The sequence below is a fragment of the Streptomyces sp. NPDC054770 genome, from assembly GCF_053611985.1.
Genome location: NZ_JBSHBL010000095.1, coordinates 1 through 21,314, shown reverse-complemented (window position 1 = coordinate 21,314; position 21,314 = coordinate 1). Strand labels below are relative to the sequence as shown.

The following is a 21,314-nucleotide window of genomic DNA, read 5'->3' as shown; positions in this document are numbered from 1 at the left end:
ACATCGCGGCGCCTCCAGCGGAGCGCCTAGCGCTGTTCGTGGATCTCCCGGTGCCTGACCTGGCAGTCGGGACCGGGGGACATGATGGCCTCGTGGCCGTCCTCGAAGCGGACCCGGTAGGGCGGGGTGCCCTCGGGACCGAGTACCTGGACGATTTCCGAGACCTGGTCGTGCTGTCCGACCACCCTGCCGTGCTGGACAAGCTGGTCGCCCTCGGATGCACGCATCTCCAGGGCCTCCTCACGATCGCGATCGTTGGGTGACGGCGATGCACACGAGCACGGCGGCGGCCGTGAGTGGGGCGGCCGCGGTGAGGTGCTCGCCCAGCAGCAGCACCGACCACACCAGTGTGAGCAGCGGCTGGGCCAACTGCAACTGGCTGGCCTTCGGAATGCCGACGGCCGCCATGCCCCGGTACCAGACCACCAGACCGAGGAACTGCGAACCCGCCGCCACCCACAGCACGCCGGCCACCCCGTGCGCGTTCCAGACGACCGGCTCGTACGACAGCGCGACCACCGCGGCCGGCACGGTCAGCGGCAGACAGAACACCAGCGCCCAGCCGATGACCTGCCAGCCCGGCATGATCCGGGCCAGCCGGCCGCCCTCGGTGTAGCCGGCCGCGCACACCACCAGGGCCGCGAACAGGTAGCCGTCGGCGGTCGTGAGGGCCCCGCCGCTCTGCGCGATCGTGAACGTCAGCACGGCCGCCGCACCCGCCAGGGCCGCCGCCCAGAAGGTGCGGGAGGGGCGGATGCCCATGCGCAGGGCCGAGAAGAGGGCGGTGGTCAGCGGGAGCAGGCCGACCACGACGGCCGCGTGCGAGGTGGTCGAGGTCTCCAGGGCGAGCGTGGTCAGCATCGGGAAGCCGAGGACGACCCCGGCCGCGACGACCGCCAGCCCCGCCCAGTGCCGGCGCTCGGGCAGTCGTACCCGCAGGAACAGCAGGCAGCCGCCCGCCATGGCCGCCGCGAGCACACTGCGCACCGCCACCAGCGCCCACGGCCCGAAGCCCTCCAGGCCCCAGGCCGTGGCCGGGAAGGTGAGGGAGAAGGCGACGACACCGAGCGCGGCCTGGAGGGTGCCGAGCCGCTGGGAGGAGCGGGCGGTCTCGGGGGCGCCGGCGGGAGCGGCCGGGGCGTCGGCCGGGGGTGTGTTGACCGCTATCGAAGTCGGGCTAGTAGCGCTACTCTGTGCTCTCATGCAAGAGCGTAGCAGTGTGCTGGAACTGGCGGAACAGCTGCGACGGGACCTCGACCGCTACTCGCCAGGTGGAAAGCTCCCGTCGAGCCGGGCCCTCGTCGAGCGGTTCCGGGTGAGCCCGGTGACCGTCTCCCGGGCACTGGCCCAGCTGGTCGCGGAGGGCCTGGTCGTCACCCGGCCCGGTGCCGGCGCCTTCAAGGCCCCGCCGCGCACCGCGGCCGAGCCCGCCGGGGACACCTCCTGGCAGGAGGTGGCGCTCAGCGCCGACGGCGCCCTCGACGTGGTCCCGCGCACCGTCGACGCCTCGGGGGTCACGGTCTGCCTCGCCGCCCCGCCGCCCGGCGTGCTGGAACTCAGCGGCGGCTACCTGCACGCCTCCCTGGAGCCCGAGCGCGCGCTGGCGGCGGCACTGGCGCGGGCCGGCCGCCGCCCCGGCGCCTGGGGCCGGCCGCCGCTCGAAGGGCTTCCCGAACTGCGCGAGTGGTTCGCGCGGGACATCGGCGGTGCGGTCACCGCGGCCGAGGTGCTGATCGCGTCCGGCGGCCAGTCCGCCCTGGCCACCGCCCTGCGCGCACTCGCCCCGCCCGGCGCCCCGGTCCTGGTCGAATCGCCCACCTACCCCGGCATGCTCGCCATCGCCCGCGCCGCCGGCCTCCGCCCGGTCCCGGTCCCCGTCGACCCCGACGGCGTGAAACCCGCCCTCCTCGCCGACGCCTTCCGGGCCACCGGCGCCCGGGTCTTCGTCTGCCAGCCCCTCTTCCAGAACCCGACCGGCGCCGTCCTCGCCCCCGACCGCCGTGCCGAGGTGCTGCGCATCGCCCGCGCGGCCGGCGCCTTCGTGATCGAGGACGACTTCGTACGACGCCTGGTGCACGCGGACGCGGGCCCGCTGCCCCGCCCGCTCGCCGCCGACGACCCCGACGGAGTGGTCGTCCACGTCGGCTCGCTCACCAAGGCCACCTCGCCGAGCTTCCGGGTGGCCGCCCTGGCCGCCCGCGGCCCGGTCCTGGAACGCCTGCGCGCCATCCAGATCGTCGACACCTTCTTCGTCCCCCGCCCGCTCCAGGAGGCCGCCCTCGAACTCGTCGGCTCCCCGGCCTGGCCCCGCCACCTGCGCAACCTCGCCGCCGAGCTGAAGACCCGCCGCGACGCCCTGACCGGCGCCCTCGCCCACCACGTCCCCGAACTCGCCCTCCCGCACATCCCGTCCGGCGGTTACCACCTCTGGCCGCGCCTCCCCGACGGCACCGACGACGCGACCCTGACCGCCGCCGCCCTCCGCGCGGGCGTCGCCATCACCCCGGGCCGCCCGTACTTCAGCGCCGAGGCCCCGGCCGCCCATGTCCGCCTGAGCTTCGCCGCGGTCGCCGGGACGGGGGAGATCCTGGAGGGGGTACGACGGCTGCGGGCCGCCTGCGACGAGGTGCTGCGTCCCAGGTCCTGAAATCCGATCGACGCCGGGGCGCCCGACCGGTGAGGATCCCCGCATGAGCGACACACCAGGCCTCCCCGAGGGCTACGAGTTCTCCGCCGACACCGACCGCGTGGACGTCCACCGCGTCCACCGCTGGCTGTCGACCGACGCCTACTGGGCGACCGGCCGCCCGCGGGAGCAGCAGGAGCGCGCGATGGCGGGCTCGCTCAACTTCGGGGTCTACGACGCCGTCACCGGGGAGCAGGTGGCGTACGCGCGCGTGGTCACCGACCACGCGCTGTTCGCCTGGCTCTGCGACGTCTACGTCGACCCGTCGGTGCGCGGCAAGGGCGTCGGCACGGCGATGGTCGGCGCGGTCCGCGAGCACCTGCGGCCGTCCGGCGTGCGGCGCGTACTGCTGGCCACCCACGACGCCCACGGGGTCTACGAGAAGCTCGGATTTGCCCCGCTCGAACACCCGGACCAGTGGATGGCGCTCTACTACCCGTTGCCCGAGTGACATTACGGCCGACTTGTCGGACACCTCCTGACCTCTCGGTAACATTTCCTCCACGTCCGACAACTCACCGCCCGATCGCCCTTGACCTGCGCACATGCGCGTCACACCATCGCCGCATGCCACTTCGGGTCACGTTCGTCGCAGCCGCACGCAGTTCGCCGCTGCTGGCGGAGCGTTTCGAGGACGACCGCCCGCTGGACACGGCGGGCTGGGACGAGGTGCAGCGCGCAGCCGGTGAGCTGGTGCCCCTGGCCGCGGCCGAGCTGCGCTACTGCTCGCCCACCCCGCGCAGTCGCGCGACCGGTGACGCCCTGGGCTATGCCCCGCTGGTCCAGCTCGCCCTGCGCGACTGCGACATGGGCCGCTGGCGCGGGCTGACGCTGGGCGAGGCGATGGCCAGGGAGCCGGCCCAGGTGGACGCCTGGCTCACGGACCCGCGGGCCACCCCGCACGGCGGCGAGTCACTGCTCGCGTTCATCTCCCGGGTCGGCGGCTGGCTCGACACCCGCCCCGTGGACGACGGCGGCCGGATCGTCGCCGTCGCCGAGCCCTCGGTGATCCGGGCCGCCCTCGTCTACGCCCTCAAGGCGCCGCCCTCGACCTACTGGAACATCGACGTGCGCCCGCTCTCGACCACCACGGTGACGGGGCGGGGCGGCCGCTGGAACCTGCGCTTCGAGACGGCGTCGGCTCAGGCTTCGCGTACGTAGCGCTCCGCTGGGAGGGGCCGTTATGGGTCGTCGGTTGGCTGCGGCGCCGTTGTGGCTGGGTGCGCAGTTCCCCGCGCCCCTTCGGGGCGCTCCTCGCGCACGTAGTCGGTCGTCAGAAGCAGGTCCTTCGCCGGGCCGGCCACCCGCCACACCGTGCGCCAGTGGTCGGCGTCGTGGACCGTGAACTCGCCCCGGTAGAGGTCGGCCGAGCAGGGGTGGTCGGCGACGTACCGGCCCGATGCCAGGTCCAGGTCGTGGAAGGGGCGGTCGTCGGCGAAGCGCACGTCCGCCGTGCCGGGGCGTGGGCCGGGCAGGAAGCGCAGGGTGCGTTCGGCGGGGCGGGCCACGCCCTGCCAGGTGAACGTGCCCGACTCCTCGTGCAGCAGGCCGCCGCCGTCCAGCGGCCGGAACACGGTGGCCCCCTCGAAGCGGCCCTCGTCCCCGCTCGCCAGATCCCGCACGGTCCGGTCCACCAGCCACCGCCCGGCCAGATGGGCCAGCACGTCCGCCACCGGCCAGAACTCACCCACGGTCGTCCCTTCGTCGGCCCACAACCCTACGCCGCCCCAGCCCTCGGCCGAGGCGCCCGCAGGGTCCTGCCCCATTGACGCGCTCATGACCCTTTACCTATCTTGCCGTTCGAAGTGCTGACCGTTGTCCGATATTTCGAATGACGTAAATCTCCTCACGAGCCGCGGAGTATCCATGTCACGCACCACGCGCACCCGGCTGAGACTCGGCCTTGGGGCAAGCGCTTTCCTCCTTGCCGCCGGTCTTCTCCCGGCCCCCGCCCACGCCGAGGACGTCACCGACTACGCGATCACCGTCGACCCGGCCGGCCAGGGCGCCAGGATCGACAGGACGATGTACGGCGTCTTCTTCGAGGACATCAACCGAGCCGCCGACGGCGGTCTGTACGCGGAGCTGGTCCAGAACCGGTCCTTCGAGTACACGACCGACGACAACAAGTCGTACACCCCGCTCACCGCCTGGACGGTCACCGGTGGTGCCCAGGTCGTGAACGACGACGGCCGGCTGAACGCCCGCAACCGCAACTACCTGTCCCTGTCCGCCGGTTCGGCCGTCACCAACTCCGGTTACAACACCGGCATCCGCGTCGAGGACGGCAAGAAGTACGACTTCTCGGTCTGGGCCCGCGCCGCGGGCCGTACGGCACTGACCGTCTCGTTGCAGGACACCGGCGGCGCCCTGGCCACCGCCCGCCAGGTGGCCGTGAAGAAGGACGGCTGGGCCCGGTACAAGGCGACCTTCACCGCCACCCGGACCAGCTCCGACGGTCGCCTCACCGTGGCCACGGCCGGCGCCGCCGCGCTCGACATGGTCTCCCTCTTCCCGCGCGACACCTACAAGCACGAGCCCAACGGCCTGCGCGAGGACCTCGCCGAGAAGATCGCCGCCCTGCACCCGGGCTTCGTCCGCTTCCCCGGCGGCTGCCTGGTCAACACCGGCTCGATGCAGGACTACAGCGAGGCCTCCGGCTACCAGCGCAAGCGGTCCTACCAGTGGAAGGACACCGTCGGCCCGGTCGAGACCCGCGCCACCAACGCCAACTTCTGGGGATACAACCAGAGTTACGGCCTCGGCTACTACGAGTACTTCCGCTTCGCCGAGGACATCGGCGCCATGCCGCTGCCCGTCGTGCCGGCCCTCGTCACCGGCTGCGGCCAGAACCAGGCGGTCGACGACGACGCGCTGCTCAAGCGGCACATCCAGGACACCCTCGACCTCGTGGAGTTCGCCAACGGTCCGGTGACCTCGAAGTGGGGCGAGCTGCGCGCGCGGATGGGCCACCCCAAGCCCTTCCGCCTCACCCACATCGAGGTCGGCAACGAGGAGAACCTGCCCGCCGCGTTCTTCGCCCGCTTCACGCAGTTCCGGGCCGCCATCCAGGCGAAGTACCCCTACATGCAGGTGATCTCCAACTCCGGCCCGGACGACTCCGGTACGACCTTCGACACGGCCTGGCAGCTCAACAAGGACGCCAAGGTCGACATGGTCGACGAGCACTACTACAACAGCCCGCAGTGGTTCCTGCAGAACAACGACCGCTACGACTCCTATGACCGCAGCGGCCCGAAGGTCTTCGTCGGCGAGTACGCCTCCGGCGGCAACACCTTCAAGAACGGCCTCGCCGAGGCCGCCTACATGACCGGCCTCGAACGCAACGCGGACGTCGTCGAACTGGCCTCCTACGCCCCGCTGTTCGCCAACGAGGACTACGTCCAGTGGAGCCCGGACATGGTGTGGTTCAACAACCACGCCTCCTGGGGCTCGGCGAACTACGAGGTCCAGAAACTGTTCATGAACAACGTCGGCGACCGGGTGGTGCCCTCCACGGCCACCGGCACCCCCTCCCTGCTCGCCCCCATCACCGGCGCCGTCGGCCTGTCCACCTGGAACACCAGCGCCGCCTACGACGACGTCAAGGTGACCGGCGCCGACGGGAACACCCTGCTCACCGACGACTTCTCCGGTGACGCCGCCCAGTGGACGCACACCGGCGGCGGCAGCTGGGCGGTCCAGGACGGGCAGTACGTCGAGACCTCCGACACCGCCGAGAACACCATGGTCCAGGCCGGCGACCCGTCCTGGCACGACTACGACCTGCATGTGAAGGCCGTCAAGAAGTCCGGCAAGGAGGGCTTCCTCGTCGCCTTCGGCGTCAAGGACACCGGCAACTACTACTGGTGGAACATCGGCGGCTGGAACAACACCCAGACCGCGGTCGAACAGGCCGTCGACGGCGGCAAGTCGACGCTGATCGCCAAGCCCGGGTCGGTCGACACCGGCCGCGCCTACGACGTCGACATCAAGGTGCGCGGCCGGCAGGTCACCCTCTCCCTCGACGGCCAGGAGTGGGGCAGCTTCACCGACGACAAGCCGGCCGAGCCGTTCCGCCAGGTCGTCACCGAGGACAAGAAGACCGGCGACCTGATCGTCAAGGTCGTCAACGCCCAGTCCGCGGCGGCCCGTACGGCCCTCGACCTCGGCGGCGCCAGGGTGGCCGGGAAGGCCAAGGTGACCACGCTGGCGGCGGCGCCCGGCGCGGTGAACACCGAGACGTCCACCGCGGTCGCCCCGGTCACGTCCACCTTCACCGGGGTCGCCGACCGGTTCACCTACACCTTCCCGGCGAACTCGATCACCTTCCTGCGGATCAGGCAGAAGTAGCGTCCGGCGCGGGCTGCTCGCCGACCGGCAGCAGCCCGCGCTCCGCGAAGACCTTCTTGGCGACGAAGGTCGCGTTGAGCGCCTTGGGGAAGCCGCAGTACCCGGCCGCGTGCAGCAGGGCCTCGACGATCTGCTCCGGGGCGAGGCCCACGTTGAGAGCCGCGTTGATGTGCACCTCCAGCTGGGGCTCGCAGCCGCCCAGCGCGGTCAGCATGCCCAGGGTCACCAACTGCCGGTCCCTGGGCACCAGTTGGGGGCGGCTGTAGATCTCGCCGAAGCCCCACGCGACGATCTGGTGGCCCAGCTCGGGGCTGATGTCGGAGAGCGAGTCGATGACCCGCTGCCCGGCTTCGCCGTCGACCGCCCTCAGGACCTCCAGACCGTGGGCGAAACGCTCTTCGCGGGTGCTGTTCTCGCTCATGCCGGCTCTTCCATTCTCCTCGGGAGGGGCTGTTCGCAGCCCCGACAGGAACGCTAGGAGCTGGAGTGCGCTCAAGGTCAAGCCGGTTTCGCGGTCACCCCAGTGCGCGCAGTGCGGCGATCCGTTCGGCCAGGTAGCTCCGGGTCCAGTCGGCATGGTTCCCGTCGTAGCCGCGGGGGCCGCACTCCACGACGAGGATCAGGCCCAGGTAGAGGGAGTACAGGGCGAGGCGATGGCGCAGGGCGGGGGAGAAGTCGAGGCTGCCGCCCGCGGCTCGGTACCCGGCCACCAGGTCGCTGTCCGGGCCGATGTCCCCGCCGAACTCCAGGGAGACCAGTTCGGCGGCCGGGTCGCCCCAGAAGGCCCGTTCGTGGTCGATGAGTCCGGTGATCCGGGGGTCGCCCGCGCGGTCGTCGACGAAGATGTTGCCCGGCCAGAGGTCGAAGTGGACGAGCCTGGGCTCGGTGACCTGGTCGAGTGCCTGGCCGCCCTCGGCCACCAGGGTCCGTATCCCGGCGGCGGGCACCCCGAGGTCGGAGTCCCAGCGGTCCGCGTCCTGCAGCAGGGCGTCCACCATGGCCGTGAAGGCGGTGCGCCAGTCGGCGGCGGACAGCTTCGCCTCGGGCGCCGGATAGCCGAACCGGCCGTCCTGTGAGGTCAGGGTGTGCAGCCGGGCGGTGATCGCGCCCAGCTCGCGGCGCAGTGCCGACGCGGTGGCGGGCGGGAGCTGCTCGGCCGCCTTGTCCCAGGGGGTGCCCGCCAGCACCGAGACGGCGAGGAAGTCCTCTCCCTGGTACAGCAGTTCGGGGGCCGGCACCGTGCCGTCGGCCAGATCTGCCAGGTGCCGGTAGACCAGGGCCTCGGTGCCCATGATCCCGCGCTCGTAGCGCAGCACGGGAGCCTCGGCGGGCGGCGCGAGCTTGACCACGGCCGCGCGTCCGTCGTCGAGGCGGACCAGGTAGGCGGTGTTGAACCAGCCGTCGGTCAGCTCTGTCTCCAGTCGGCATCCGACCCCCGTCGCCTCCCGGAGGAGGGCGTCCAGTCCGGCGGCGGACAACCGGCGCTTGGTCAGGCTCTGCATGCGGGGACTCGCTCTCGTCCGGCGGTGCGTGCGGTGCGGTGCGGTGTGGGAGCGCTCCCGAAGATACGGGATCCGGGTCAGCCGTGACCCCGGCTTCGGATGACCTCCGCGGCGGCGAGGAGTTCGCCGAGAACCGTCCGTACCGCCCTGCGGGCCGTGCGCTCGGGGCGGTGCAGTACGTCGATGTGGCGGTGGGCCTCGATGCCGTCGAGCGGTCTGAGGGTGACGCCGGGGTGCGGGCGGGACGTCCAGCGGGGCATCAGGGCGACTCCGCCGCCCGCCGCGACCACCTCGGCGACCACGGCGATCTCGTTGACGCGGTGGACGATGTCGACACGGTGCCCGGCCGCCGCCGCGACGGCCTCGACCGTGGCCAGGAGCGGGAAGCCGTCGTGCACGGTGATCCAGGGCTGCGCGGCGACGTCCTGCGCGGTCAGGGCGGGGCGCGCGGCCAGCGGGTGGCCGACCGGCAGGGCGATGTCGAGCGGTTCGCGCAGCAGCGGGGTGGCCGCGGCGGTCCGGGGCCAGGGCGGGGCGTGGTCCAGGCGGTGGGCCAGGACCAGGTCGTAGGCGCGGGTCAGGGGCGGGAAGTCGGCCTGGGCCACGTCCTCGTCGTGCAGGGCGAGCCGAGGGGATCCCGGCCGGCCCAGCCGTCGTAGCAGCAGGGGGAAGAACGCGGCGGCCCCGCTGTGGAAGGCCGCCAGCGACACCGTGCCGTCGGGTTCGTCGACGTACGCGTCGATGGTGTGGCGGGCCCGGGCCAGCGCCGTCTCCACGCCGATCGCCGCGTCCGCCAGGGCCTGCCCGGCCGGGGTGAGGACCAGCCGGCGGCCGGCCCGTTCGGTGAGCGGGAACGGGATCGAGCGCTGGAGCAGGCGCAGTTGCTGCGAGATCGCCGAGGGCGTCACCCGCAGCGCCTCGGCGACCGCGGTGACACTGCCCAGTTCGCCCAGCTCCCGCAGGACCCGCAGCTGCCGTTCGTCCACGACGTGAGTGTAGCTTCGCTAAAGGGTTGGTTGAGAAAGACGTCGTTTACTTCAACGTGCAGGCCATGGATCGTGAACGGCATGCCGACCACCCGCCGCATCGACGTGGTGCTCCTGGCCGTCGCCGTCGTCTGGGGTTCCAGTTACCTGACGGCGAAGACCGCCACGGACGCCCTGCCCGTCCCGATCGTCCTCTTCGTGCGCTATGCCGTCGCCGCGCTCGCGTGCGCGGCCGTGCTGCGCCGGTCCGGCGGTCTCACCCGGGACGAGAAGGCCTACGGCTGCCTGCTCGGCCTCACCCAGGCCGCCGTCCTCGTCCTGGAGACGTACGGCGTCGCCCACACGAGCGCCGGGAACGCGGGCCTGATCATCAGCCTCACCCTCGTCCTCACCCCCGTCCTGGACCGGGTCGGTCTGCCGGGCAGGTTCTTCCTCGCCGCCGGGGTGAGCATGGCGGGCGTCGGGCTGCTCGTCTCCGGCAACGGGCTGCGCGCCCCCGGAGCCGGTGACCTGCTGATGCTCGCGGCCGCCGTGGTCCGGGCGGGGCATATGGTGCTGGTCGGCCGGGTGACCGCGGGCCGGGCCCTGCGCCCCCTGCAGCTGACCGACGTGCAGTGTGCCGTCGGTGCCGCCCTGTTCCTGCTGCCCGCGGCCCCCGGGCTGCCGGCGCTGGCCCGGACCGGCACCGCCACCTGGGCCCAGCTCCTCTATCTGGCCCTCTGCTGCGGCCTGTTCGCCTTCCTCGCCCAGACCTGGGCGGTCCAGCGCACCTCGGCGACCCGGGCCGGACTGCTGCTGGGCACCGAACCGGTGTGGGCCCTGCTGGCCGGCACCGTCCTCGGCGGCGAGCGGCTCACCGGGCTCTCCGTCCTGGGGGCCGCGCTGATCGTCACGGGAACGTACTGGGGCCAGGCCGTCGAACGCACTCATCGCGGGGCCGCCCCGACGCTGGTGCCCTCGCCCTCGCAGGCGCGTTAACCTGTGAAACATTTCCCGTAAATCTTGCGTTTCCTTTGAAGTCGCGAATTCTTTCCTGAGGTGTACAGGGATTCGGAATTCGATTTATTACTTCACGAGCGTGGCACAACCATCAGGAACGTCCACCCGTCTAAGTCGGCGAAACACCGACCTGCGGGGAGTGACGCCCCCGTTTTTATCTGGGGGCCGCACAGAATGAATCGCACCACGCTCGCCGGGCGTGAACAGGGGGCGAAACCGGCCGGGCGCGAAGCGGAACGGGAAACCGGCCGCGTGAAATGGCGGAGCGCCGATCCGAGAGCGGCCGCCGCGCTGCTCGCGGCCCTTCTCACCACCGTGGTGTTCTGTGCCGCCGACGTGGTCGCCCGCAGCTACCCGTTCGGGCCCCGCACCCGCAGCGTCAACGACCTCGGCAACCAGTACGTGCCCTTCCACGCCCACCTGTGGGACCTGCTGCACGGCAGGGCCGACGGCGGCCTCCTCGTCAACTGGCAGTCCGGCTACGGCTCCAGCTTCCTGCCGGACCTCGGCACCTATGTGAGCAGTCCGTTCGCGCTCCTCGTCGCCCTCTTCCCGCGCGACGAGATCGACCTCGCGGTGTACGCGATCACGGTGCTGAAGACGGCGGTCGCCGGCGCCGCCATGGCCTGGCTGCTGATGAGCCTGCGCCGCGGCCGCTGGTGGGCGGCCGGCGTGCTGGGCGCCTCCTACGCCCTGTGCGGCTGGAGCCTCGCCCTCGCCTCCTACAACCCGATGTGGCTCGACGGCCTGATCGCGCTGCCGCTGTTCTGCCTGGTCGGCGAGTGGACCATGGCCGGCCGGCGCCCGCTGCTCGGGGTGCTGATCGTGGCGCTCGCCTGGATCGCCAACTTCTACACCGCCTACATGGCCACCCTCGGCGCCGCCCTGGTGCTGCTCCTCCGGCTGGTCCTCGCCGAACTGCCGTGGCGGCGCGTCCTGGCGGTGGCGGGCCGGGCCGCGGTGACCGTCGGACTGGGCATCGGCCTGGCCGCACCGCTGGTGATCGTCGTCTACTCCGGCACCCAACACGCCTACCCGGGCCGCGAGGGCCACTTCGCCCCGGTCGGGACCGAGGACCTGCTCGCCCGGCTGCTCCCGACCACCTACAGCTACAGCTCCCCGGCCCTCTACGTCGGCATCACCGCGCTGGTGCTCGCCCTCGCCCTGCCCTTCCACCGGAAGGTCCCGGTCCGGGTGCGGGCCGGCTGGACGGTCCTGGTGCTCGCGGTGGCCCTGTCGTTGCAGTGGGCGCCGACCAGCCTGGCCTGGCACGCCTTCGCCGTCCCGAACGGCAGCTCCTACCGGCAGGCCTTCGTGCTCTGCGCCCTGCTGGTCATCGCCGCCTGGCACGCACTCGCGTACGGGCCGCCGGACCGGCGGGCACTCGGCGCGGCCGCCGTGCTGCTGGTCCTGATCGCCGGCGCCGCGAGCCGCAGCCCCCTGACCCGGCACCACAGCCACCACACCTGGCCGGTGGTACTGCTCGCGGTCGCGGGCGCGCTCGCCGGGCTCGTGCTGCTCGGCCTCGGGAACAACAGACCGGTGCTGGCCGGCCTGGCCGTGGCGCTGCTGATCGGCGCGCAGTTCGGCGAGGCCGTCGCCACCTCCGCCGTGGCCACCGCGACGCGGCTGGGCCAGCTGGACGACTACGCGCCCTGGGGCGACCGCCAGCAGCAGGAGGCGGACGCGGTCGCGTCGGCCGACGCCTGGCCCGCGTACCGCACCGAACCCGGCCGCGACCAGACGGTCGCCAACGACCCCATGATGGTCGGCGGCCAGGGCGCCCAGTACTACAGCAGCCTCACCGCCGACGTCCTCAGCCGCACCCTCACCGCGCTCGGCGACGGCTGGACCTCGCGCGGCCGCAGCCTGCAGAGCCTCGACAACCCGGTCACCGACGCGGTCTTCTCGGTGGGCGCCCGGGTGCACAACCCGCCGGACCCGCACCAGAAATGGCTGCCCCAGAGCGGCGGCCCGGTCACCGTCACCCGCGAGGCCGTCCCGCCGCTGGTGACGGTGCGGCCCACCGCCGCGCACTCCACCCCCGCCGCCTTCGGCCCCTCGCCCTACCGCAACCAGGAACTCCTGCTCGGCGCCCGCGTCTACACCCTGCCCCGCACCACCCTCAGCGGTGCGCGCAAGGGCGACGCGGCGCGGGGCCTGCTGGTCGACGGCCCCCGGACGATCACCGCCCGGTGCCGGCCCGGGAGTTCGGTCTTCCTGTGGGCACCGCACTACTCCGGTACCGCACAACTCCCGGGCGGCGGGCAGAAGCTGTTCCGGTCCGACGCCCAGAACACGAAGATCGCCGCGATGCAGCCGCTCGGCACGGTGGGCGCCGCCGGGCGGATCCGGATCGACCTCGAACCCGACCGGCTCAGCCGGGTCCTGGCGCAGGGCGCGGTCGGCTGCCTCGACACCGCGCGGCTGCGCACCGCCGTACAGCACCTGAAGTCCACCGGCGCGACCAAGGTGACCGTCTCCGACGCCACCCTGCACGCCGAACTGCCCGCCGGCAGCACCGGAACCGCCGTCGTGGCCGCCCCGCGGATCGCCGGCTGGCGCTGCTCGGCCGGCGGTCACGAGGTCGCGGCGGGCGAGTTCCACGGCCTGATCGCCGTCCCGCTGGGCGCCTCCGCCACCAGCCTGACCTGCACCTTCCACCCGCCCGGCCTGCGCCTGGGCGCCGCTGTGGGCGGCGCCTCGCTGCTGGCCCTGATCCTCATCGGCACCGTCTCGGCCGTCCGCCGCAGAACCGCCGGCCGCTCCGGCGAGCGCACGACCACCGCTCACTGACCCGTCCCCAGGGGGAAGATCCCATGCTGATATCGATCGTCGCGCCCTGCTACAACGAGGAAGACGTCATAGAGCGTTTCCACGAGCAGGTCCAGAAGATCGCCAACGAACTCCTGCCGCTCGGCCACGACATGGAGTTCGTGTACGTCGACGACGGCAGCCGCGACCGCACCCTGCCCCTGCTCAGCCGGATCGCCGACCGCGACTCGCGTGTCCGGTACGTCTCCTTCAGCCGCAACTTCGGCAAGGAGGCGGCCCTGCTGGCCGGCCTGCGGCACGCCACCGGCGACGCCGTGATCGTCATGGACGCCGACCTCCAGCACCCGCCCGAACTCATCAAGCGGATGGTCGAACTGCGCGGCGAGGGCTACGACCAGGTCATCGCCCGGCGCACCCGGCAGGGCGACCGCGTCACCCGCACCCTCACCGCCCGCCTCTACTACCGGCTCATCAACCGGATGGTCGACGTCGAACTCGTCGACGGCGTGGGCGACTTCCGGCTGATGTCGCGCCGGGTGGTGGACGCGATCGTGAGCCTCACCGAGTACAACCGGTTCTCCAAGGGCCTGTTCGCCTGGGTCGGTTTCCCCAGCACCACCTTCGAGTACGAGAACGCGGTACGCGAACACGGCAGCAGCTCCTGGTCGTTCCGCAGCCTGCTCAACTACGGCCTCGACGGGCTGCTCTCCTTCAACAACCGCCCGCTGCGCGCCGCGCTCTACCTCGGCATGACCCTGCTGGCGCTGGCCGGCGTGTACACGGCGTGGATCGTGGGCGCCGCGATGATCCACGGCGTCCAGACGCCCGGCTATGTCACCATCATTACAGCCGTCACCGCCCTGGCCGGCGTACAGATGATCATGCTCGGGGTCATCGGGGAGTACACCGGCCGGATCTACTACGAGGTCAAGGGGCGCCCGCACTTCCTGGTGAAGGCGACGAACGTGGACCGAACGGAAGACCGCACCCGCGGCACAACGAAGGACCTCATCCCCTGATGCCGAACGCCACCCTGTCGACCGCCACCGGACCCACCCGCCCGATATCCGGGCAGATCATCACCTTCGCTCTGGTGGGCGTCGTCAACACGGCAACGTACTACGGCCTTTACCTGCTTTTTCTGATGTATTTGCCGTACCTGGCCGCGCACATTATCGCGTTTATGCTGAGTATGATCGGCTCGTTTTTCCTCAATGCCAGGTTCACTTATCGGACGCGTCCGACCTGGCGGAAATTCCTGCTGTTCCCGCTGACCAATGCGACGAATTTCGTGATCACCACGGTGGGGGTGTACGTGATCGTCGACATGCTGCATGTGGGGAGCGAGTTCGCTCCGCTGATGGCTTCCGCTGCGGCGATTCCGGTGACGTTCGTGGTGTCGCGGTGGGTGATGCTGCCGAAGGTGGAGGCCGCATAGGACCGCATGGGCGTTGCATAAACGTGCAGCGAACCGTATAGTCATGCCATCTGGAGGAGGATGGACATGGCGGTACGTGCGGCGGTGGCCGGAGCGAGCGGGTATGCGGGCGGAGAGGTCCTGCGGCTGCTCCTCGCGCACCCCGAGGTCGAGATCGGCACCCTGACCGGCAACTCCAACGCGGGCCAGCGCCTGGGCGCGCTCCAGCCGCACCTGCTTCCGCTGGCCGACCGCGTGCTGGCGGAGACGACCCCCGAAGCCCTCGCCGGGCACGACGTCGTCTTCCTCGCGCTTCCGCACGGGCAGTCCGCCGCCGTCGCCGAGCAGCTCGGCCCGGACGCCCTCGTCATCGACATGGGCGCCGACTTCCGCCTGAAGGACCCGGCCGACTGGGAGCGCTTCTACGGCTCCCCGCACGCCGGCACCTGGCCCTACGGCCTCCCCGAACTTCCGGGTGCCCGCGCCGCGCTGGAGGGGTCCAAGCGCATCGCGGTACCCGGTTGCTACCCCACCGCCGTCACGCTCGCCCTGTACCCGGCCTACGCGGCCCAGATCGCCGAGCCCGAGGCGGTGATCGTCGCCGCGTCCGGCACCTCCGGCGCGGGTAAGGCGCCCAAGCCGCACCTGCTGGGCAGCGAGGTCATGGGCTCCATGTCGCCGTACGGCGTCGGCGGCGGCCACCGGCACACCCCCGAGATGATCCAGAACCTCGGCGCGGTGGCGGGGGAGCGGGTCGCCGTCTCCTTCACGCCGACGCTCGCGCCGATGTCCCGCGGCATCCTCGCCACGTGCAGCGCGGCGGCGAAGGACGGGGTGACCGCCGAGTCCGTGCGCGCCGCCTACGAGAAGGCCTACGCCGACGAGCCCTTCGTCCACCTGCTCCCCGAGGGCCAGTGGCCCGCCACGGCGTCCGTCCACGGTTCCAACGCCGTTCAGGTGCAGGTCGCGTACGACGAAGCGGTGGGCCGCATCATCGCGATCAGCGCCATCGACAACCTGACCAAGGGCACCGCCGGCGGTGCCGTGCAGAGCATGAACCTCGCCCTGGGTCTCGCCGAGACCACCGGGCTGACCACGATCGGAGTTGCGCCGTGAGCGTGACGGCAGCGAAGGGATTCACGGCCGCGGGCATCGCCGCCGGGATCAAGGAGAACGGCAACCCGGACCTGGCCCTCGTGGTCAACACCGGGCCCCGCCGCGCCGCCGCGGGCGTCTTCACCTCCAACCGTGTGAAGGCCGCGCCGGTGCTGTGGTCCGAGCAGGTCCTCAAGAGCGGCCAGATCTCGGCCGTCGTGCTCAACTCCGGCGGCGCCAACGCCTGTACGGGCCCCAAGGGCTTCCAGGACACCCACGCGACGGCCGAGAAGGCGGGCGAGGTGCTGGGGCGGGGCGCGATCGAGGTCGCCGTCTGCTCGACCGGCCTGATCGGGGTGCTGCTGCCCATGGACAAGCTGCTCCCGGGCATCGAGACCGCCGCCGCGCAGCTCTCCGAGCACGGCGGCGAGAAGGCCGCCATCGCCATCAAGACCACCGACACCGTGCACAAGACGTCCGTGGTCACGAAGGACGGCTGGACCGTCGGCGGCATGGCCAAGGGCGCCGGCATGCTCGCGCCCGGCCTCGCCACCATGCTGGTCGTGCTCACCACGGACGCGGCCGTCGAGAGCGACGTACTGGACCAGGCGCTGCGCGCCGCCACCCGGACGACCTTCGACCGCGTCGACTCCGACGGCTGCATGTCCACCAACGACACCGTGCTGCTGCTCGCCTCCGGCGCCTCCGACGTCACCCCGGAGTACGCGGAGTTCGCCGAGGCGGTCCGCGCGGTCTGCGACGACCTCGGGCAGCAGCTGATCCGGGACGCCGAGGGCGCCAGCAAGGACATCAAGGTGGAGGTGGTCAACGCGGCCTCCGAGGACGACGCCGTCGAGGTGGGCCGCTCCATCGCCCGCAACAACCTCCTCAAGTGCGCCATCCACGGCGAGGACCCCAACTGGGGCCGCGTCCTCTCCGCCATCGGCACCACCAGGGCCGCCTTCGAGCCCGACCGGCTCAACGTCGCCATCAACGGCGTCTGGGTGTGCAAGAACGGCGGGGTCGGCGAGGACCGCGAGAAGGTCGACATGCGCTACCGCGAGGTGCACATCGTCGCCGACCTCGCCGCGGGCTCCGAGACCGCCACCATCTGGACCAACGACCTGACCGCCGACTACGTCCACGAGAACAGCGCCTATTCGTCATGAGTACTACGCGCAAGCACACCGCGCTGCCCAAGGCCCAGATCCTCGTCGAGGCGCTGCCCTGGCTGGTCCGGCACAACGGCAGGACCGTCGTGATCAAGTTCGGCGGCAACGCCATGATCGACGAGGACCTGAAGGCCGCCTTCGCCCAGGACGTCGTCTTCCTGCACCACGCCGGCCTCAAGCCGGTCGTCGTGCACGGCGGCGGCCCGCAGATCAGCGCCGCCCTCGACCGGCACGGCATCGTCAGCGAGTTCAAGGCCGGGCTCAGGGTCACCACCGAGGACGCCATGGACGTCGTACGGATGGTGCTCGCCGGGCAGGTCCAGCGCGAGCTGGTCGGCCTGCTCAACCAGCACGGACCGCTGGCCGTCGGACTGACCGGCGAGGACGCCCACACCATCACCGCGACCAAGCACCGGCCCGAGATCGACGGCGAGCTGATCGACATCGGGCGGGTCGGCGAGATCACCGCGATCGACACGGGCGCGATCGAGGCACTGCTCGCCGACGGCCGGATCCCGGTCGTCTCCTCCATCGCCCGCTCCGAGGACGACGGACATGTCTACAACGTCAATGCTGATACGGCGGCTGCGGCACTCGCTGCTGCTCTGGGCGCCGAGACCCTCATGGTCCTCACCGACGTCGAGGGCCTCTACGAGGACTGGCCGAACTCCGACGAGGTGATCAGCCGCCTCACCGCTTCCCAACTGGAGAAGCTGCTGCCGGAGCTCAGCTCCGGCATGGTGCCCAAGATGCAGGGCTGTCTGCACGCCGTACGCAACGGGGTCACCACCGCCCGGGTCATCGACGGCCGGGTCCAGCACTCGATCCTGCTGGAGATCTTCACCGACGAAGGCATCGGCACGATGGTCGTGCCCGACGAGCAGGAGGGGAAGCAGTCGTGAGCAACCAGGAGCTGACCACCCGGTGGCAGGGCGCGCTCATGAACAACTACGGCACCCCGCGGCTGCCCCTCGTGCGCGGCGAGGGCGTCAAGGTCTGGGACACCGAGGACCGTCAGTACCACGACTTCGTCGGCGGTATCGCCACCAACGCGCTCGGCCACGCCCACCCCGCGATCGTCGAGGCCGTCAGCAGCCAGATCGCCTCCCTCGGCCACATCTCCAACTTCTTCATGGCCGAGCCCACCGTCGCCCTCGCCGAGCGGCTGATCCAGCTCTTCGGCCGCGACGGCAGGGTCTTCTTCTGCAACTCCGGCGCCGAGGCCAACGAGGCCGCCTTCAAGATCGGCCGGCTGACCGGGCGGACCCACATGGTCGCCACCGACGGCGGCTTCCACGGCCGCACGATGGGCGCCCTCGCACTCACCGGACAGCCCGCCAAGCAGGACCCCTTCCGCCCGCTGCCCGCCGACGTCACCCACGTGCCCTACGGCGACGCACAGGCCCTGGCGGCGGCGGTCACCGAGGACACCGCCCTGGTGATCATCGAGCCCGTCCAGGGTGAGAACGGCGTCGTCGTACCGCCCCCCGGCTACCTCAAGGCGGCCCGCGCGATCACCGCCGCCACCGGCGCGCTGCTCGTCCTCGACGAGGTGCAGACCGGCACCGGCCGCACCGGCACCTGGTTCGCCTACCAGGCCCACGAGGGCGTGCTGCCCGATGTCGTCACCCTCGCCAAGCAGCTCGGCGGCGGGCTGCCGCTCGGCGCGACGGTGGCCTTCGGCCGGGCCGCCGACCTCCTTCAGCCGGGTCACCACGGCACCACCTTCGGCGGCAACCCGGTGGCCTGCGCCGCCGGCCTCGCCGTCCTCGACACCATCGAGAACGAGGGGTTGCTGGAGAACGTCAAGCGGCAGAGCGAGAGGTTGCGGGACGGAATCGAGGGTCTCGGCCACGGGTTGATCGATTATGTCCGGGGCGCGGGCCTCCTCCTGGGTATCGTGCTCACCGAGCCGCTGGCCACGCAGGTGCAGCAGGCGGCTCAGGAGGCCGGGTTCCTGGTGAACGCGCCCGCCCCGGACGTCGTACGGCTGATGCCGCCGCTGAACCTCCGCGACGCCGAGGCGGACGCGCTGCTGAGCGCCCTGCCCGGCATCCTCGACGCAGCGAGCGGGGACGGACGATCCGGAGAATGATCCGGAGATTGAGACGACGATGAGCCAGGCGCAGGAGTTCGACCAGTCGGGCGGGGCGGGGCCCGCGGTGCCGCAGACCCGGACCGCCCGGCACCGCCGGATCGTGGACATCCTCAACCGGCAGCCGGTGCGCTCGCAGAGCCAGCTCGCCAAGCTGCTCGCCGACGACGGGCTCACGGTCACCCAGGCCACGCTCTCCCGGGACCTCGACGAGCTGAACGCGGTGAAGATCCGCAACACCGACGGCGAGCTGATCTACGCGGTCCCCAGCGAGGGGGGCTTCCGCACGCCCCGCGCTCCCCTGGGGGAGTCGGCCAAGGAGGAGCGGATGCGCCGCCTCTCCCAGGAACTCCTGATCTCGGCGGAGGCCTCGGCGAACCTGGTCGTCCTGCGCACCCCGCCCGGTGCCGCGCAGTTCCTCGCCTCGGCGATCGACCAGGCGGAGCTGCACGACATCCTGGGGACCATCGCCGGGGACGACACGCTGCTGCTCATCAGCCGTGAGCCGACGGGCGGGCAGGCCCTCGCGGACCACCTGCTGCGGCTGGCCCAGAACGGCCACTGACAGCCGCTGACGGCCACCGACGGCCGCTCACACCCGCGTGCGGGCCCGGCCCGGCCGACGGACAATGGCCGTGTGATCTTCCGCGGCGAGCGGTCAGGCGGGCGGGCAATCCCCTGGCGGCCGTCGAACGTATACAGGGGTGTGTCGGGATTCCGGTTCCCCGTCGGCCGCCTCCCGGACGAGGCTCTGCTGTCCGGGCTGGCCACCGGAGACCCGGAGCTCGCCGAACTCTTCGTACGGCGATTCCAGCACCGGGTCTTCGGGGTCGCGATGGCCGTCACCGGGGACCAGCAGCTCGCCGAGGACGTCGCCCAGCAGACGTTCGAGCGTGCCTGGCGGCATGCCCAGATCTACGACTCGCGCCGCGGCTCGGTCGGGACCTGGCTCACCACCATCGCGCACAACCTCGCCGTCGACGCCGTCCGCGCCCGGCGGACCGAACCGATGGCACCCCAGGACCTCGACCCGCTCCTCGACGCCGTCACCGAGACCCCCGAACGGTGGGCCCTGGCCGACGAGGCCTCCACCCAGCTGCGGGCCGCGCTGGCCCGGCTGCCGCGGGACCAGGCCCGGGCCCTGATGATGGCCGGCATCTACGGCATGACGGCCCAGCAGATCGCCGACGCGGAGCGGATTCCGCTGGGCACGGCCAAGACGCGGATCAGAGCGGCGATGGCGAAACTCCGCACCGCGCTCGCGTCCCCGAAGGGAGGCGACCATGTCCGGTGACGCGCACTGCGAGAAGCTGCGGGAGGTCGGCGCCGAGCTGGCGCTGGGCGTCCTGCCCGGCCGCGAGCGGGCCGAGGCGGTCGCCCACCTGGACGGGTGCGCGGACTGCCGGGAGTACGTACGCCAGCTCACCGGGATCGGCGACCGGCTGATCGGGCTGCTGCCGGAGAGCGACCCGCCGCCCGGCTTCGAGACCCGGGTGGCGCGCAGCCTGGCCGAGCAGGCGGCGGGGGCTGAGGGGGCGCGGCCCGCCCGCGCCACCGCCCAGGGCCGGCGCAGCCGCGTCCGGCGCCTCCGGCTGCGGCTCGCCGCGGCGGCCGCCACCCTCGCCGTCGCGGTCGGCTTCGCCGGCTGGGCCATCGGCAGCGCCGTCGAGGGGGCCGTCACCGCCGCCTCGTCGCCCGCCGTCGAATCCGAGCCCGTGCTGGTCGGGGACATGATCCCGGCCGGCGGCGGGCAGCCCGTCGGCGAGGTCTACGCCCACCCCGGCAGCCCCGCCTGGATCTTCGTGTCCGTCGCCCTCCCCGGCACCCCCTACAACGGCAGGGTGACCTGCCTCCTCGCCCGCACCGACGGCACGACCACCCGGGTCGGCGACTTCCCGCTGCGCGCGGGACGCGGCAACTGGGGCGTGGCGGTCCCCGTCGACCTCAACCGGTACTCCGCCACCCGCCTCACCTCTTCCGACGGCACCGTTCTCGCCACCGCCCAGCTGGAGAAGGGCAAGGTGCTGGCCCCGGAGACGTGAACGGAGGTCAGGAAAGCACCGAGCCCGAGCCGAGCCGGTGCAGCCGGGCGTACGGCCCCTGCCGCCCGAGCAGCTCCGCGGGCGCGGGGGGCCCGCCCGGCCGGGCGGGGGCGTGGAACCCGCGAACGGGGGGGTGGGGGGCGGGGGGCGGGAGGGGGGGGTCGTCCACGGGTGGGCGCCCGGGCACGGGGC

General features: G+C 72.0%; 21 protein-coding genes. 15 read left to right on the top strand and 6 right to left on the bottom strand.

Annotation, left to right across the window (positions count from 1 at the left end; genetic code table 11):
• Positions 1 to 26: 26 nt before the first annotated feature.
• Both ACWGKQ_RS45075 and ACWGKQ_RS45070 read right to left on the bottom strand, forming a co-directional pair.
• Positions 27 to 227 carry a DUF1918 domain-containing protein gene (locus ACWGKQ_RS45075; protein WP_351499673.1) on the bottom strand — a complete coding sequence of 67 codons (201 nt, stop codon included), beginning with the start codon at positions 225 to 227 and terminating at the stop codon, positions 27 to 29.
• A 13-nt stretch (positions 228 to 240) separates the two neighbouring features.
• The gene (locus ACWGKQ_RS45070; protein WP_453297884.1) at positions 241 to 1,203 is read right to left on the bottom strand and encodes a DMT family transporter; all 963 of its coding nucleotides are present in this window, start codon (positions 1,201 to 1,203) and stop codon (positions 241 to 243) included.
• Between ACWGKQ_RS45070 and ACWGKQ_RS45065 the strand changes: the two genes are divergently transcribed.
• From ACWGKQ_RS45065 to ACWGKQ_RS45055, 3 genes are all read left to right on the top strand, one after another.
• The gene (locus ACWGKQ_RS45065) at positions 1,202 to 2,647 is read left to right on the top strand and encodes an aminotransferase-like domain-containing protein (protein ID WP_453297883.1); all 1,446 of its coding nucleotides are present in this window, start codon (positions 1,202 to 1,204) and stop codon (positions 2,645 to 2,647) included. The genes ACWGKQ_RS45070 and ACWGKQ_RS45065 overlap by 2 nt on opposite strands.
• Positions 2,648 to 2,690: 43 nt before the next feature.
• Complete coding sequence (locus ACWGKQ_RS45060) at positions 2,691 to 3,137, top strand: GNAT family N-acetyltransferase (protein ID WP_453297882.1); 447 nt, start codon at positions 2,691 to 2,693, stop codon at positions 3,135 to 3,137.
• 116 nt (positions 3,138 to 3,253) lie between these two features.
• Entirely contained in the window at positions 3,254 to 3,847 is a 594-nt protein-coding gene (locus tag ACWGKQ_RS45055; protein ID WP_453297881.1) for a histidine phosphatase family protein, read from the top strand.
• A 20-nt stretch (positions 3,848 to 3,867) separates the two neighbouring features.
• Here ACWGKQ_RS45055 and ACWGKQ_RS45050 read toward each other — a convergent pair whose 3' ends face one another.
• Positions 3,868 to 4,377 (bottom strand): DUF6314 family protein, encoded by a 510-nt coding sequence (locus ACWGKQ_RS45050; protein ID WP_453297895.1) that lies wholly within the window; start codon positions 4,375 to 4,377, stop codon positions 3,868 to 3,870.
• 175 nt (positions 4,378 to 4,552) lie between these two features.
• Between ACWGKQ_RS45050 and ACWGKQ_RS45045 the strand changes: the two genes are divergently transcribed.
• A complete protein-coding gene (locus ACWGKQ_RS45045; protein ID WP_453297880.1) occupies positions 4,553 to 7,039 on the top strand; it encodes an alpha-L-arabinofuranosidase C-terminal domain-containing protein in 2,487 nt (828 codons plus the stop codon).
• Here the strand turns inward: ACWGKQ_RS45045 and ACWGKQ_RS45040 are convergent.
• From ACWGKQ_RS45040 to ACWGKQ_RS45030, 3 genes are all read right to left on the bottom strand, one after another.
• A complete protein-coding gene (locus tag ACWGKQ_RS45040) occupies positions 7,026 to 7,460 on the bottom strand; it encodes a carboxymuconolactone decarboxylase family protein (protein ID WP_453297879.1) in 435 nt (144 codons plus the stop codon). The genes ACWGKQ_RS45045 and ACWGKQ_RS45040 overlap by 14 nt on opposite strands.
• Positions 7,461 to 7,554: 94 nt before the next feature.
• On the bottom strand, positions 7,555 to 8,541 hold the full coding sequence (locus ACWGKQ_RS45035) for a phosphotransferase family protein (RefSeq protein ID WP_453297878.1): 987 nt from the start codon (positions 8,539 to 8,541) through the stop codon (positions 7,555 to 7,557).
• Positions 8,542 to 8,618: 77 nt separating this feature from the next.
• Positions 8,619 to 9,527 (bottom strand): LysR family transcriptional regulator, encoded by a 909-nt coding sequence (locus tag ACWGKQ_RS45030; RefSeq protein ID WP_453297877.1) that lies wholly within the window; start codon positions 9,525 to 9,527, stop codon positions 8,619 to 8,621.
• Positions 9,528 to 9,608: 81 nt separating this feature from the next.
• Here ACWGKQ_RS45030 and ACWGKQ_RS45025 point away from each other — a divergent pair, with 81 nt between their 5' ends.
• The 11 genes from ACWGKQ_RS45025 (at position 9,609) to ACWGKQ_RS44975 (ending at position 21,122) form a co-directional block, all read left to right on the top strand.
• Positions 9,609 to 10,505 carry a DMT family transporter gene (locus tag ACWGKQ_RS45025; RefSeq protein WP_453297876.1) on the top strand — a complete coding sequence of 299 codons (897 nt, stop codon included), beginning with the start codon at positions 9,609 to 9,611 and terminating at the stop codon, positions 10,503 to 10,505.
• Between the two features lie 195 nt (positions 10,506 to 10,700).
• Positions 10,701 to 13,322: a YfhO family protein gene (locus ACWGKQ_RS45020; protein WP_453297875.1), complete on the top strand. Its 2,622-nt coding sequence runs from the start codon at positions 10,701 to 10,703 to the stop codon at positions 13,320 to 13,322.
• 23 nt (positions 13,323 to 13,345) lie between these two features.
• Positions 13,346 to 14,320 carry a glycosyltransferase family 2 protein gene (locus ACWGKQ_RS45015; protein WP_453297874.1) on the top strand — a complete coding sequence of 325 codons (975 nt, stop codon included), beginning with the start codon at positions 13,346 to 13,348 and terminating at the stop codon, positions 14,318 to 14,320.
• Positions 14,320 to 14,739, top strand: coding sequence for a GtrA family protein (locus ACWGKQ_RS45010; protein WP_453297873.1), 420 nt, complete (start codon positions 14,320 to 14,322; stop codon positions 14,737 to 14,739). The genes ACWGKQ_RS45015 and ACWGKQ_RS45010 overlap by 1 nt, the downstream gene beginning before the upstream one ends.
• 66 nt (positions 14,740 to 14,805) lie before the next feature.
• On the top strand, positions 14,806 to 15,834 hold the full coding sequence (argC, locus tag ACWGKQ_RS45005; RefSeq protein WP_453297872.1) for an N-acetyl-gamma-glutamyl-phosphate reductase: 1,029 nt from the start codon (positions 14,806 to 14,808) through the stop codon (positions 15,832 to 15,834).
• Positions 15,831 to 16,982 (top strand): bifunctional glutamate N-acetyltransferase/amino-acid acetyltransferase ArgJ, encoded by a 1,152-nt coding sequence (argJ, locus tag ACWGKQ_RS45000; RefSeq protein WP_453297871.1) that lies wholly within the window; start codon positions 15,831 to 15,833, stop codon positions 16,980 to 16,982. The genes argC and argJ overlap by 4 nt, the downstream gene beginning before the upstream one ends.
• Positions 16,979 to 17,887 (top strand): acetylglutamate kinase, encoded by a 909-nt coding sequence (gene argB, locus ACWGKQ_RS44995; RefSeq protein ID WP_453297870.1) that lies wholly within the window; start codon positions 16,979 to 16,981, stop codon positions 17,885 to 17,887. The genes argJ and argB overlap by 4 nt, the downstream gene beginning before the upstream one ends.
• Positions 17,888 to 17,925: 38 nt before the next feature.
• Positions 17,926 to 19,080, top strand: coding sequence for an acetylornithine transaminase (locus ACWGKQ_RS44990; RefSeq protein WP_453297894.1), 1,155 nt, complete (start codon positions 17,926 to 17,928; stop codon positions 19,078 to 19,080).
• Positions 19,081 to 19,099: 19 nt separating this feature from the next.
• Positions 19,100 to 19,645 (top strand): arginine repressor, encoded by a 546-nt coding sequence (locus ACWGKQ_RS44985; RefSeq protein ID WP_189264716.1) that lies wholly within the window; start codon positions 19,100 to 19,102, stop codon positions 19,643 to 19,645.
• A gap of 141 nt (positions 19,646 to 19,786) precedes the next feature.
• Positions 19,787 to 20,374, top strand: a complete 588-nt coding sequence (locus ACWGKQ_RS44980; RefSeq protein ID WP_453297869.1) for an RNA polymerase sigma factor — start codon at positions 19,787 to 19,789, stop codon at positions 20,372 to 20,374.
• The gene (locus tag ACWGKQ_RS44975) at positions 20,364 to 21,122 is read left to right on the top strand and encodes a zf-HC2 domain-containing protein (RefSeq protein WP_453297868.1); all 759 of its coding nucleotides are present in this window, start codon (positions 20,364 to 20,366) and stop codon (positions 21,120 to 21,122) included. The genes ACWGKQ_RS44980 and ACWGKQ_RS44975 overlap by 11 nt, the downstream gene beginning before the upstream one ends.
• The last annotated feature ends 192 nt before the right edge of the window (positions 21,123 to 21,314 follow it).